The organism is Streptomyces mangrovisoli (assembly GCF_000974985.2).
GTDB lineage: Bacteria > Actinomycetota > Actinomycetes > Streptomycetales > Streptomycetaceae > Streptomyces > Streptomyces mangrovisoli.
Map to the genome: position 1 here is coordinate 113887 of NZ_LAVA02000019.1, position 12087 is coordinate 125973.

Annotated in this window: 8 protein-coding genes; 1 reads left to right on the forward strand and 7 read right to left on the reverse strand. The window is 73.0% G+C overall.

Annotation, left to right across the window (positions count from 1 at the left end; all coding sequences use genetic code 11):
* Positions 1-62: 62 nt before the first annotated feature.
* Entirely contained in the window at positions 63-1598 is a 1536-nt protein-coding gene (locus WN71_RS09890) for an MFS transporter (RefSeq protein WP_046591399.1), read from the reverse strand.
* Between the two features lie 252 nt (positions 1599-1850).
* Positions 1851-2756 (reverse strand): YihY/virulence factor BrkB family protein, encoded by a 906-nt coding sequence (locus WN71_RS09895; protein WP_071369816.1) that lies wholly within the window; start codon positions 2754-2756, stop codon positions 1851-1853.
* Between the two features lie 304 nt (positions 2757-3060).
* Here WN71_RS09895 and WN71_RS09900 point away from each other — a divergent pair, with 304 nt between their 5' ends.
* Positions 3061-3414, forward strand: a complete 354-nt coding sequence (locus WN71_RS09900) for an STAS domain-containing protein (RefSeq protein ID WP_079177767.1) — start codon at positions 3061-3063, stop codon at positions 3412-3414.
* Positions 3415-3516: 102 nt separating this feature from the next.
* Here WN71_RS09900 and WN71_RS09905 read toward each other — a convergent pair whose 3' ends face one another.
* From WN71_RS09905 to WN71_RS09925, 5 genes are all read right to left on the reverse strand, one after another.
* Complete coding sequence (locus WN71_RS09905; protein ID WP_046584639.1) at positions 3517-3939, reverse strand: STAS domain-containing protein; 423 nt, start codon at positions 3937-3939, stop codon at positions 3517-3519.
* The gene (locus WN71_RS09910) at positions 3936-5024 is read right to left on the reverse strand and encodes a cobalamin B12-binding domain-containing protein (protein ID WP_046584638.1); all 1089 of its coding nucleotides are present in this window, start codon (positions 5022-5024) and stop codon (positions 3936-3938) included. The genes WN71_RS09905 and WN71_RS09910 overlap by 4 nt, the downstream gene beginning before the upstream one ends.
* A complete protein-coding gene (locus WN71_RS09915) occupies positions 5021-6691 on the reverse strand; it encodes a PP2C family protein-serine/threonine phosphatase (protein WP_052742998.1) in 1671 nt (556 codons plus the stop codon). The genes WN71_RS09910 and WN71_RS09915 overlap by 4 nt, the downstream gene beginning before the upstream one ends.
* 216 nt (positions 6692-6907) lie before the next feature.
* Positions 6908-7726 carry an amidohydrolase family protein gene (locus WN71_RS09920; RefSeq protein ID WP_240529617.1) on the reverse strand — a complete coding sequence of 273 codons (819 nt, stop codon included), beginning with the start codon at positions 7724-7726 and terminating at the stop codon, positions 6908-6910.
* 149 nt (positions 7727-7875) lie between these two features.
* Entirely contained in the window at positions 7876-12066 is a 4191-nt protein-coding gene (locus tag WN71_RS09925; protein ID WP_420856482.1) for a bifunctional nitrate reductase/sulfite reductase flavoprotein subunit alpha, read from the reverse strand.
* Between the last annotated feature and the right edge of the window lie 21 nt (positions 12067-12087).

The following is a 12087-nucleotide window of genomic DNA, read 5'->3' on the forward strand; positions in this document are numbered from 1 at the left end:
TGTAAAGAATGCCTTTACAGCCGGAAGGCGTCAAGACATCCTTTACAACGACGGGCGGCCCCTCAGTGGTGCACGGGCGACTCTTGCTCGCTCTTCTCCTCGGCGGGCTCCTCGGCGCGGCCGCCGGGGTGGCGCAGGGCGCAGAAGTACCCGATGCCGAGGGCGATGGCCATGCCGTAGAACACCCACTTGTTGGCCTCCGCGAAGTCCATGCGGATCGCGGACATCGCGTCGCGCATGGCGGTGGCGACGGGGCCGTTGCCGGTGGGCGTACGGCCGTCGGCGTTGCCGGTGACCGCCTCGGAGATCTGCCGGCCCGCCGAGCGCGCCGTGGCGGACGGCACGCCGCGCGACTCCAGGGTGTCCTGGACGCGGTCGGTCATGGTGTGCGTGAGGACCGTGCTGAAGACGGCGAGGCCCACGCTCGCGGCGTAGTTGCGGACCGTCTGGGTGATGCCGGTGACCTCGCCGTAGGAGGCGTCGATCGAGCGGTTGACGGCGTCGGTCGAGGCGGGGGCGAGGAGGAAGCCGATGCCCGCGCCGGCGAGGGCGACGTAGGGCCACTGGTCGGACATCGACAGGTCGGTCAGATTGCCCGCCCACAGGGCGAATCCGACGGCGCCGACGACACAGCCGAGCTTCATGGCCGGCCGGGCCCCCTGCTTGTCGAGGATGCGGCCGCCCCACTGGGAGGCGAGGGCGAACCCCGCGAAGAAGTAGAGCAGGTACAGCGCCGCCTGGTTGGGCGAGGCGCTGAGCGAGATCTGGGCGTAGACCGAGGCGAAGAAGAAGACCGGGACGAACGCCAGCATCGCGAAGAACAGCACCAGCGAGTCGGCCGTGAACGCGCGGTCGCGGAAGACCTGGAGCTTGATGAGGGGATGCCGGACCCGCCGCTCGTAGCGGACGAAGACGTAGAGCACCGCCAGGCCGCCCACGATGCAGGCCCACGTCGCCGCGCTGTCCCAGCCCCAGGCGGACGCCTGTTGGAACCCGAGCACGCTCAGGCCCATGCCCACCGCGACCAACGCCGCGCCCACCCCGTCGAGTTTCTCGTCCCTGCGGCGGTCGGAGATGTGCGCGAGGGCGGTCAGGATCAGCGCCACGACCGCCACGGGCACGTTGATCCAGAAGATCGCCCGCCACGTCCACGCGGTCAACCAGCCGCCCAGCAGCGGGCCGAGCGCGGTGAGCGCGCCGGTGAGACCGAAGAACAGCGCCAGGGCACGCCCGCGGCGCTCGATCGGGAACACCGCCACGACCACGGCGAGCGCGGCCGGGAAGAGCAGCGCGGCGCCGAAGCCCTGGGTCGCCCGGAAGACGACGAGCCATGTCAACGCGTAGTCCCCCGTGGGCACGGCGCCGCACAGCGCCGAGGAGATCACGAAGACGAGCGTGCCGACGACGACCACACGGCGCGGCCCCAGCAGGTCGGCCAGGCGTCCGCCGAGCGCGAAGAACGCGGCGAGGGAGAGCAGATAGGCGTTGACGACCCACTGCATACCCGACGACGTCAGGTCGAGCTCGGAGACGATGTCGGGCGCCGCGATCGACACGATCGTCTGATCGATGAAGGTCATCGCCACCGCGAACATCATGGCCGCGAGTGCCAGCGACTGGGAGGGCGCGTGTCCGGCGCCACGTGCGGGTTCGCTCGGCTTGCTGCGCGAATTGCTCACGCAACCAGTCTGCGACGACCGGCAGGACCACGCATCCGAAGAACGCACCCACCGGATCGCGCCGGACATGGAGGTCACCCGCCTCCGTGCCCGTCACCACCAGTCCGCCCCGTGCCCGTCACCGCCAGTCCGCCCCCGTGCCCTTCACCCCCGGTCCACCCGCCCCGCCCGTCACCCCCAGTCCGCCCGCCTGCGCAGCTCGGCCGTGAACTGGGCGCCGGCCAGCAGCGCGAGGTTGGACAGCCACAGCCAGATGAGGAACACCACCACGCCCGCGAGGGAGCCGTAGAGCCTGCTGTAGGTGCTCAGCGCCGACGCGTACAGGGCGAAGCAGCCGGAGGCGCCCAGCCACAGCGCCGCCGCGAGGGCGCCGCCGGGCAGGCTGTAGCGCAGTCGGCGGGCGGGCACCGGACCGGTGTGGAAGACGATGGTGACCAGCAGCGCCACCAGGCCCAGGAGGAGCGGCCAGCGCAGCACGTTCCACGCGCGGGCGACCACGAGCCCCACTCCGAGCAGCCGCCCGAGGCCCTCGGCGACGGGGCCGGACAGCAGCAGCACCAGCGAGCAGGTCAGCAGCAGCCCGAGCAGGGCGAGGGCGGTGAGCACGATGCGGTGGGCCCTGCGCCACGGGGAGCGCCGGTCGGGCTCGTGGTGCATCCGGTGCAGGGCACGCCGGAACACGGCGAGGTAGCTGGAGGCGGACCACAGGGCGCTCACCGCCCCGGCGCACAGCAGCGTCCAGGCCGCCGAGCCGTCCTTGAGGGTCCGGGACAGCAGCTCGTGCAGCTGACCGCCCGACTGGCCCGGCGCGTAGGCGGTGACATGGGCGATGAAGTCCTCGGCCGTGTCACGGCTGATCAGGCTGAACGCGATGACCGTGACGAGCAGCGCGGGCAGCACGGCGAGGATGGAGTAGTAGGTGAGGGCGGCGGCGTAGTCGGAGATGTCGTCGCGCCACATCGACACCGGGGTGCGGCGCAGGGCCGCCGACCAGCCCCGGGACGCGCGGACGACGCGGGCCGGCCGCGCGACGGTGACCGGCGCAGCCCGGTCGGGAGAGGCGGGCTCAACGGTCATACGCCGGCCCGCCCGGACGCGGCCCGGACGGGCCGGTCCTCGTGTGTTGCGTCACCTGTGCTCCTTAGCGGGCCGCGCCCCGGCCGTGGTCCTGATCGGCGGTTCTCTCCATCGTCGCCTTCCCCGGTCCCGGCGTACCAGACAGGCATGTCACCGATCGTGACCCGCGGGCGCGGCCCCCGGCGCGAGGCGCGCCCTGTCCGTGGCCGTCGAGCCCATGACGGACACTCACTCCCGGGCGGGCTGGCCTCTCTTCGCGCGGTGATGTGAAGATGGCGCCATGCACGCGGCTCCGGAATTGAAAGTGCACGTCACACGCCACCAGGACATCTTCGTGATCACGGTGCGGGGCGAGCTGGACTTCGACGACGCCGAGGACATCGACGCGGCGTGGGAGCAGGCGGAGCGGGCGGCGCTGCCCACCACGGCCGTGGATCTGTCCCAGGTGACCTTCGCCGACAGCATGCTCCTCAACGGGCTGCTGGAGGCCCGGCGTCGTCATGCGGCCGACGGCCGCGAGCTGGTCCTGCTCGGTCCGCTGCGGCCCGCGGTGAGCCGGCTGCTGGAGGTCAGCGGCACCCTGGCCTACTTCACGGTCGCGGTCGCGGGCACGGGCACGGGCGCCGTCTCTCCCGGCGGCGACCAGGGGGCTTCCTGACCCGACGGAGCGCGGTGGCGCCGGGGTCGGGGGTCAGGTCTCTCCCGGGTCGCGTGTCGGGTCGCGCCGGGGTCGCGTGTCCGGTCTCTCCGGGGGCGCGTGTCAGGTCGCTCCCGCGCCGGTGGCGCCGTCGACCTCGGCCTCGCTCCCGTCCCCGTCGTCGCTCTCGAAGGCCGGAGCCGCGCAGCAGGCGACCGGTGCGGTGAGGTGGTCGAGCACGTTCGTGATCCGGAGCATCCGCTCCAGGACGTCCGGCCGGTGGTCCAGGTGCAGCCGTACACCCGCGGCGCTCGTGCGCCGGTGGATCATCAGCAGCACGGACAGGCCCGTGGAGTCGATCCACGTCAGGTCGGTGAAGTCCAGGCGCACGTCGAGCAGTTCGGAGTGCGCGGCGAGCTGCTCCAGCACGGTCTCGATCAGGTCGTCGCTCGTGTCGTAGTCGAGTTCCCCGGCCAGCCGCACGGTCAGCTCGGTGGGTCCGGCCAGGACGCGGAGGGTGAACTCGGAGGGTGGCAGCTTGGTCATGCGCGGGTCTCGGGGCCGGGGACGGGACGGTTCGGCTGGGCGCGGAGGGCGTCGACGCCCGCGTGCAGCAGGCCCACGGTCCGCGGGAAGTCGCGGAGTTGGCCGGCCAGGATGTCGAGGCCGGTCACCATCGAGTGGGCCGGTACGTTGCGCGCCTGGAGGATGTCGGCCGTCCAGGTGAGGAACGTGGTGAACAGCTCGGCGTCGTCGAGGTAGAGCGCGGTGGCCAGGAAGTCGACGATGTGGGCGAGGTCCTCCGCGGTGCGCTCGCGCTGGCTGTCGTCGTAACCCCGCATGGCCGGATAGCGGTTCTCGAGGTCGACGAGGGTCTGCTTGACCAGCTGCCCGCGGCTGCGGACGACCATCGTGTACTCCTGGTCGGCCAGGTGCGGCAGATCCTCCGCCGCCTGCCGGATGCCCGCGAGGCGGGGCCGCGGGATGCCCGCTTCGAGTACGGCGGCGGCGCCCCGGGCGTCGGCCGCCCAGCGGTCGGCGCCCAGCGCCCGCGCGTGACGGCCGTCGGGGCCGAAAGCGCGGCCACCGGTCAGCACGGGCACGCCTATGGCCTGGCAGGCGGTGATCGCGCCGTGCGCGGTCGGCAGATGCGTGGGCAGGGAGCCCGACAGCAGCACGGCGTCGGTGCTGGTGTGGTGGAGATGGGCGACCAGGTGCGGTGTGGGGGTCTGCGCACCGAGGTAGTCGACCCGCCAGCCCCGCAGGGACAGCACCTCGGCCACCAGCCGGGCGGGGAAGGCGTGCCACTCGCCGTCGATGCAGCCGACCGTGACCCGGCCCTTGTCGGGGGTACGGCGGCCCGGGGCCGGGCGCCGGTGCGCGAGGGAGGCGACGACCCGCTCGTTGATGGCGGTGGCGGCGTGCTCCTGGGCGACGGTGATGCGGTTGGCGGCCCATTCGGTGCCGACGCGCTCCTGCACGGGCGCGATCACGTCGAGGAGCAGCGCCTCGTCGTCCACACCGGCGTCCAGCGCCTGCTGTACGACCCCCACGGCGGCGTACTCGTCGCCTTCGGCCACGGCTTCCCACAGCCGGCCCTGCAGACCGGCTGTCGTGGTGGGGTGGTTCACGTGTCCCTCCTGCTGTTCCGGCCGCCCGCGTGCCCGTTGACGAGCGCGAGCGGGCCGGCCTTCGGCGCCCGGATGGCGAGCGCGGCGGCGTCGTCCTGACGTCCCGCGCCTACCCACTGGGCGGCGAGCATCTGCACCCGTTCGACGATCGCTTCGGCCGGCATCCCGACGCACTCGGACAGGGCGCGGCGCAGCCGCCGTTCGCCGAAGAACTCGTCGCCGAGCGGTCCGCCGCGGGCCTCGGTGATGCCGTCGGTGTACAGCAGGCAGGTCTCACCGGGCTCCAGCACGGCGTCGACGGTGCGCGCCGTCACCGTCGGCACGGCGCCGACCAGGGTGCCGTGGGTGGGGACCTCCTCCACCGTGCCGTCGTTGCGGACGATCAGGGGTGGCAGATGCCCCGCGCTGGTCAGCCGGACGTGCGCGCGGCCGCCGCGGCGCCGCACGGAGGCGAGCACCAGGGTCGCGAAGCGGGTGTGGTGGGAGGTGAACAGAGCCGCGTTGAGCAGGTTCAGGACCTGCTGGTGGTCCTCGGCCAGCGGCAGCAGCGCGTGCAGGGTGTTGCGGATCTTCCCGGTCAGTACGGCCGCGTCGAGTCCCTTGCCCGCGACGTCGCCGAGCGCCACGAACGTCTCCTGGGACGGGTCGGCGCCGGGGTGCACGTCGTAGAAGTCGCCGCCGACGCGCACCTGCTCGCGCGCCGCGCGGTAGCCGCCCGCGTACTCCACGCCGTGCACGCTGCGCAGCGTGGGCGGCAGCAGCTCGCGCATCAACGTGGCGGTGATGGCGGCCTGTTCGCTGTAGAGGCGGGCCGCGGAGAGGGCGGCGCCGGCCCGGGAGGCGAGCAGCCTTGCGAAGATCTCCTCGTTCTCGGTGAACGCCTGCTCGGTGCTGGAGCGCAGCAGGATCAGCGCGCCGGCCGGCACACCGTGGCCGGGCAGCGGGGTGACGATGACCGAGCCGACCGGGCCGGCGAAGCCGTCGGGGACGATCCAGTCGGGGATGTCGTCGGGGTTGATCCAGCGGGCGGGCACGGGCGGGAAGCCCTGGAGGGCCTCGGCGAGTCCCGGCACGCTCGAGACGTCGATCTGGCGGGCGACCTGGGTGACGGGCCCGCCGGGGAGCGCGAAGGTCAGCGGGTGGCGCCTGCCCTGCGGCGGGGCCACGAGTACGGCCGCTTCGGCGAGATGCTCGGCGGCCATCGAGGCTGCCACCTCCATGCAGCGCGGCACGTTCAGGGTGGACAGCAGCGCGTTGGAGACCTCCGCGAGGACCTCGCTGCGCGACTGCGCGTCGGCCAGCGCGGCCTCGGCCCGGCGCCGTCCGCTGTCGTCGACCAGCCACCACACGACGTCGCCGTCGTCGCCCGCGGTCGGGTATGCCTCGAAGAGACGGTTGTCGATGGTGCCCACGAGTGGTCCTGAGGCGGTGCTCCTCAGTCCGTCGCTGATGCGCTGGTGAGCGCCGGCGAGCCAGGTGGGTACCCGCTCGTGCAGCCAGTCACCGCTGGCGGCGCCGGGGAGCAGCCCGCGGGCGGCCTCGTTGATCCGGACAAGACCGCCGTGCCGGTCGACGACCAGCACGGGACAGGGGGCGTCGGCCCAGGTCGCTCCGACCCTGAGGTCGGCGTAGGACGGACGGGCGGAGGAACCGCGTGAGGCAGACACAAATGGAGGCACGCGCCGTGCGCACCTCACCACCTTCCTGCTGCGAGTGAACCGGTGTTCTGCGGCCACCGTCGCGCACTCACCCCCGCGGTTGCAAGCAGCCCCCCGGCGGCCCGCCGCTCCGCACGGTCCGCACACCCGGTTCCCAGCGCCCCTGACCAGCGGCTTTCACTCATTCGTGGAGATTCTGGAACGGACGTACGGCACCGGTCGGCGTCAGAGGCGGAAGATCCGGCGGGCGTTGCCGGACAGGAACAGCTCGGTGGTCTCGTCGTCGAGGCCGAGGTCGGCGAGGTGCTCCAGCGCCCGGGCCGGGGTGATCATGGGGTAGTTGCTGCCGAACAGCACCTTGCGGCGGCCCCGGCCGCGCAGGTACTCCACGAGTTCGGCGGGGTAGCGGCGCGTGGTGTAGGCGCTGGTGTCGATGTACACGTTGGGGTGCTTGTCCGCCACGGCGATCATCTCCGTGGTCCACGGGTAGCCGATGTGCCCGCAGACGACGGTCAGTTCCGGGAAGTCCAGCGCGATCTGGTCGATGTACGGGATCGGGCGGCCGGTCTCGGACGGGCGCAGCGGGCCCGTGTGGCCGACCTGGGTGCAGAACGGCACGCCGAGATCGACGCAGGCGGCGTACAGCGGGTAGTACAGCCGGTCGGTGGGCGGAAGTTGCCACAGCCACGGCACGATCCGCAGGGCGACGAAGCCGAGTTCTCCCACGGCTCGGCGCAGTTCCCGCACGGCCTCCATCGGGCGGGCCAGGTCGGCCCCGGCGACGCCGCGCAGCCGCCCGCCGGACCGGGCCACGAACGCGGCCACCTCGTCGTTGCTGATCAGCGGCCCCTGCGGGCCGTACCAGGCGGCCGACAGGCCGGTCTCGACATCCGCCTCGGCCAGTGCTTCGAGCGTGACCTCGACCGGCAGCGGCGCGTCGAGCGTGGTGAGCCCGGTCCAGCGGCGCAGGGAGGCGAACATCTCGTGGTTCAGATGGCGCGGGGTGGGGTGCTGCATCCAGGCGTCGACGACCGGCACGGGCACCGCCTCTCCTCCGTGCCGCCGTCCGCTGCTGCGCGCGCCGGGAAGCCGCGCACCCGGCGAAGGGCGGCTGAGCGATCGCTCATCGCCAGCATAGGGCCTGTCGTCGCGTGGCAGACGGGAGTGTGACGACAGGCCCTGGCGGCTTGTGGTCAGTACACGTCGCGCACGTACCGCTTGTCCGCGGTGAGCTGTTTGACGTAGGCCGCCGCCTCGGCGTCGTCGAGTCCGCCGTGGACGGTGGCGATCTCACGCAGCGCCAGGTCGACGTCCTTGGCCATCCGGGAGGCGTCGCCGCAGACGTAGAAGTGGGCGCCGTCGAGCAGCCACGACCACAGCAGGGGCCCGTGCTCGCGCATCCGGTCCTGCACGTAGACCTTGGCGCGCTGGTCGCGGGAGAACGCGGTGTCCAGGCGGGTCAGCGTGCCGTCGGCGAGGAAGGCGGTCAGCTCGTCCTCGTAGTAGAAGTCGGTGGCCCGGTGCTGTTCGCCGAAGAAGAGCCAGTTCGGGCCGTGGTGGCCGCGGGCCCGGCGCTCCTCCAGGAAGCCGACGAACGGCGCCACCCCGGTGCCGGGACCGATCATCACCGCCGGTGCCGCGGCGTGCGCGGGCGGGCGGAAGTGCGGCGCCCGCTGGACGCGGACCGGCACCTCGGTACCGGGCTCGGCGTCCGCGAGGAACGGGGAGCACACGCCCTGGCGGGGGCGGCCGCGCAGGTTCTCGTAGCGCACGACGGAGACGGTCAGGGAGACCTGGTGCGGGTCGGTCAGCGGGCTGGAGGAGATGGAGTACAGGCGCGGCTGGAGCCGGCCCAGCACCTCGGCCCACTCCTGCTCGGCGGCCCGGACGCCCAACTCGGCCACGACGTCGACGGCTTGGCGGCCCCAGGTCCAGCGGGCCAGTTCGCCCTTGTTGTCCGGCCGCAGCAGCTTGCGCAGTTCGCGCGGGTCGCGGATGCGCTCGGTGGCGAAGCGCAGCAGAGCGGGCGTGACGCGGGTGATGTCCAGGTGCCGCGACAGCGCCTCGGAGAAGGCGGCCTCCAGGCCCGTGGCGCCGATCCGCACGGGCGCGTCCGCGTCGAGTCCGGTGACGGCGAGCCACTCGGTCACCAGGTCCGGCCGGTTGACCGGCTGCACGGCGAGGGCGTCCCCGGCCTCGTAGAGCAGGGGTGTGCCGCTGTCGCGGGTGTCGAAGGTGAAGCGCCTGACTTCCTTGCCCGCGCCGGGCAGGCTGAGCAGGCGGTTGCCGGTGAGCCGGGCGGTCACCGTGGCGGGGCGGCTCGGGGGCGGAGGCGGGGGCGCCGCGGGGGTACGTGCCGGAGCGGAAGCCGGCGCGGGAGCGTGCTCGGCAGCGGGCGGTGGCGGCCGCTCGTCGGTGCGCAGCGCGGTCACCACCTGGTCGAGCCAGGCGGCGGCGTCGGGTTCGTAGTCCGGTTCGCAGTCGGTGCGCGGGGCCAGCCGCACGGCCGCCAGCTCCTCCAGCCGCCGGTCGAGTCGTCGCCCGTGGCCGCAGAAGTCGTCGTAGGCGGAGTCGCCGAAGGCCAGGACGGCGTAGCGCCTGCCCTCCAGGCGTGGGGCGGCGGGCGAGTTGAGGGCGTCCCAGAACCCGGCGCCGTTGTCCGGTGCGTCGCCGTCGCCGAAGGTGCTGGTGATCAGCAGCAGGTCGGCGTCCGAGGGCAGGGCGGTGGGGTCGGTCTCCGCCATCGGCAGCAGTGCCGCCGTATGCCCGTCGTCGGTCAGCCGGCGCGCGGCCGAGGCGGCGAACTCCTCGGCGTTGCCGGTCTGGGAGGCCCAGAGCACGACCACCTGGCGGTGCGGTGCGGCCCCGGGAGCGGCGAGCGGCCGCCCGGCGCCGTCGGCCGCGGACCGCGTGGACGTCGGGGCCGCGGCGGACCGGGAGTACATCCCGGCCAGCAACCCGTTGACCCACAGGGCGTGTTCGGGGCTGAACGGCGCGTCCGGGGGCAGCACCGGAACGCCCGGCGCGCCGGAGGGGATGCCCGCGAGGAACCCGGTCAGATAGCGGCGCTCGTGCTCGGCGAGGACGGGCACCGGGGCGGGTTCCAGACCGGCGGGCAGGACGGGCGCAACGGCCGGCAGCGCCCCGCTCCCGGCCGGCGCGAAAGACACGGCGGGCGCGGCTGGTGCGGCAGACGCGACGGACACGGCGGTCGCGACGGACGCCGGTCCCGGGGCGGTGATCGGCGAGCCGGGCACCGTGGCCCCCGCACCCGTCGCCGTCGGGGTCTGCAGCGACACCGGTGTGGCCACCTTCGTCAGCGACACCGCGCAGACCTTGAACTCGGGCTGGAACGACAGCGGATCGACCGCGTCGCTGGTCACCGCATTGACGCTCAGATACTCGCCGAACAGGTCGTTCCAGTGGAACGGCGCGAAGCAACAGCCCTGCCGCACCCGGTCGGTGACGACGGCGGGCAGCACGGCCCGGCCGCGGCGCGAGGCGACCTCGACCGAGTCGCCGTCCACCAGGCCGAGTTCGGCCGCGTCCCGCGGATGCACCTCCACGAAGGGGCCGGGGTTGAGCCGGTTGAGCTTGGCCACCTTGGCCGTCTTGGTCAGCGTGTGCCACTGGTGTTGCAGGCGGCCCGTGTTGAGGACGAAGGGGTAGTCGTCGTCGGGCAGTTCCGCCGCCGGCATGTGCGGGCGGGCGTGGAAGACCGCGCGGCCGCTGCCGGTGGGGAAGCGCGGGGTGCCGTCCTCCTGGAGGTAGCGGATCGGGTTGCGGTCGGGCCCCTCGGCGGTCGCGGCCGGCCACTGCACCGGGGTGGCGCGCAGCCGGTCGTACGTCACTCCGCGCAGGTCCCAGCCGGTGACCGGGTTGTAGGCCCGCTTGATCTCCTCGAAGACCTCTTCGGCGCTGTCGTACGTGAACGCCTCCTCGTAGCCCATGCCCCGTGCCACGGCGGCGATCAGCCGCCAGTCCGCCGTGGCCTCGCCGGGCGGGTCGACGGCGGGCCGGGCGAGGGTGAGGTTGCGCTCGCTGTTGACGAGCACGCCCTCGGTCTCGGTCCACAGCGCGCCGGGCAGGACGACGTCGGCGTAGGCGTTGGTCTCGGTCTCGGCGAACACGTCCTGGGTGACGACGAATTCGGCGGCTTCCAGGCCCTCGATGACGGTCTTGCGGTTGGCGACGGAGGCGACCGGGTTGGTGCAGATGATCCAGCAGGCCTTGATCTCCCCGTCGGCCATCTTGTCGAACATCTCGACCGTGCCCCTGCCGACCCCGTCGGCGCGCAGGGTGCCGGGGGACAGCTCCCACAGCTCCTCGACGAAGGCCCGGTCGGCGTCGGCGAGGACCGAGCGCTGGCCGGGCAGTCCCGGACCCATGTAGCCCATCTCCCGGCCGCCCATGGCGTTGGGCTGGCCGGTCAGCGAGAACGGGCCGCTGCCGGGACGGCAGATCGCGCCGGTCGCGAGATGCAGGTTGACCAGGGCGTTGGTGTTCCAGGTGCCGTGCGTGGACTGGTTCAGGCCCATCGTCCAGCAGCTCATCCACTCCCCCGCCGTGCCGATCAGCCGCGCGGCCTCGCGGACGTCGTCCTCGGAAAGGCCGGTCAGCGCGGCGACGGCGGCGGGCGGGTAGTCGGCGAGGAGGGCCGGCATGTCCTCCCAGCCCTCGGTGTGCGCGGCGATGAACTCCTCGTCGATGTGGCCGTCGGCGTGCAGCAGGTGCAACAGGCCGTTGAGCAGGGCGAGATCGGTGCCCGGCGCGATCTGGAGGAACAGGTCCGCCTTGTCGGCGGTGGCGGTGCGCCGCGGGTCCACGACGATCAGCTTGGCGCCCGCCGACTTCACCCGGTCCATCATCCGCAGGAAGAGAATGGGATGGCAGTCGGCCATGTTGGAGCCGATGACGAGGAAGACGTCGGCCTTCTCGAAGTCCTGGTACGAGCCGGGCGGCCCGTCCGCGCCCAGCGACAGTTTGTAGCCGGTGCCCGCGCTCGCCATGCACAGCCGGGAGTTGGACTCGATCTGGTTGGTCCGGATGTAGCCCTTGACCAGCTTGTTGGCGAGGTACTGGGCCTCCAGGCCCATCTGGCCCGACACGTAGAGGGCGACCGCGTCGGGCCCGTGCTCGTCGACGACGGCGCGCAGCCGGCGCGCGGTCTCGGCGACGGCGTCCGCGACCGGGGCGGGGCGGGGTTCCTCGGTGCGGTCCGCACGGACCAGTGCGGTGGTGAGCCGGCCCGGCGCGGCGAGCATGTCGGCGGTGGTGGCTCCCTTGGTGCACAGCCGGCCGTGGTTGGCGGGGTGCCGCTTGTCCCCGGCCGCCTTGAGGACCGTGCGGCGCCCGTCCGGTCCGGGACCGATGTCGAGGACCATGCCGCAGCCGACCCCGCAGTA

Coding starts and splice junctions, on each gene's coding strand:
- WN71_RS09890 (WP_046591399.1), bottom strand. CDS start 1,598: ATGATGTTCGCGGTGGCGATGACCTTCATCGATCAGACGATCGTGTCG.
- WN71_RS09895 (WP_071369816.1), bottom strand. CDS start 2,756: ATGACCGTTGAGCCCGCCTCTCCCGACCGGGCTGCGCCGGTCACCGTC.
- WN71_RS09905 (WP_046584639.1), bottom strand. CDS start 3,939: ATGACCAAGCTGCCACCCTCCGAGTTCACCCTCCGCGTCCTGGCCGGA.
- WN71_RS09925 (WP_420856482.1), bottom strand. CDS start 12,066: ATGGTCCTCGACATCGGTCCCGGACCGGACGGGCGCCGCACGGTCCTC.